The sequence below is a fragment of the Microbacterium sp. BF1 genome (genome assembly GCF_019279095.1).
In the GTDB taxonomy this organism is placed as follows: domain Bacteria; phylum Actinomycetota; class Actinomycetes; order Actinomycetales; family Microbacteriaceae; genus Microbacterium; species Microbacterium maritypicum.
Window position 1 is genome coordinate 1 of record NZ_JAGYWT010000901.1, and the last position, 519, is coordinate 519.

The following is a 519-nucleotide window of genomic DNA, read 5'->3' on the forward strand; positions in this document are numbered from 1 at the left end:
GTGAGATCGGCGATGCGCTCGGGAAGCTGCTCACGCGGGGTCTTCAGCGAGCTGGTGAGCTGCGAGACGATCGCCCGCTCCGCCGCCAGCTCACGGAAGGCGTCGGCACCGACGAGCGCCTCGATACGTCGGTTGGAGGCTCCGACGGAGGACTCTCCGACCAGGCTCACCAGGCCGATCTCCGCGCTCGTGCTCACGTGCGTGCCGGCGCAGAGCTCTCGCGACCAGGGACCGCCGATGTCGACCATGCGCACGACGTCGCCGTACTTCTCGCCGAACAGAGCCATGGCTCCGGCTTCCTTGGCCTCGTCGAGCGAGACGATGCGCGTGGTCACCTCGAGGGATTCCTGCACCGCGCGGTTCGTGATCTCCTCGATCTCGCTGCGGGTGTCGGCCGAGAGGGCCTGCGACCAGGAGAAGTCGAAGCGCATGTAGCCGGCGCGGTTCAACGAGCCCGCCTGCGTTGCGGTCGGACCGAGCGTGTCGCGGAGCGCGGCGTGCACGAGGTGCGTGGCCGAG

Annotated in this window: 1 pseudogene; it reads right to left on the reverse strand. The window is 69.2% G+C overall.

Features of this window, described 5'->3' with window-relative positions:
• Positions 1–519 (reverse strand): annotated as a pseudogene (locus KZA10_RS17460) (alanine--tRNA ligase); the annotation flags it as partial.